Origin of the sequence: Pseudomonas sp. EA_65y_Pfl1_P113, from assembly GCF_963970525.1 — a bacterium.
Lineage (GTDB): Bacteria > Pseudomonadota > Gammaproteobacteria > Pseudomonadales > Pseudomonadaceae > Aquipseudomonas > Aquipseudomonas tritici.
The window spans coordinates 1-485 of sequence record NZ_CAXAQM010000445.1 but is presented as its reverse complement, the minus strand read 5'-3'; the positions used below and the strand labels follow the sequence as shown (position 1 = coordinate 485).

At 60.4% G+C, this 485-nt stretch carries 1 protein-coding gene; it reads right to left on the bottom strand.

Features of this window, described 5'->3' with window-relative positions:
- On the bottom strand, positions 1–485 hold a 485-nt coding region (locus AACY52_RS30495; RefSeq protein WP_339561413.1), incomplete at both ends, for a hypothetical protein.

The window sequence follows — 485 nt, the reverse complement described above, 5'->3', positions numbered from 1 at the left end:
GTCGAAGCGCCGCCGCTTCGCGGCTGAGCCATACGCCTTGATCACCTTCCTGCCGTTGACCTTCTTGATGACATAGCCGCCTTCGGTCATGGAGAACGGCTCCTTCAGCGTTCCCTTGTGGTCGAACCTGGTGCCGCGCGGATGCTTGAACGGCTCGAACCAGGAGGGATAGACGAAATTCGACATTGGAAGGCCGTTGACGACGAAGACGTCCTCCTCCACGGCGTCGCACACCTCATAGGCGTATTGCGTGTTCGGACTCTTGTCGGCCCAGAGATTGGCCATGGGATCGATCACCATCTCGAACAATTCGTGCGAGGCGGCCACGCTCACGGGCTCGTCGCCCAGCGCCTTGACGAAGATCTTCGAGATCGGCTCGCCCCGATGCGTCAGCTCGTGACGGCCGAGCATGTTCTTGTGGGAGGCTGCGTCGAAATAAACCAGCTGCCAGTCGCCGGGCTTCGGCTTCTCCGTGACGTAGAGAT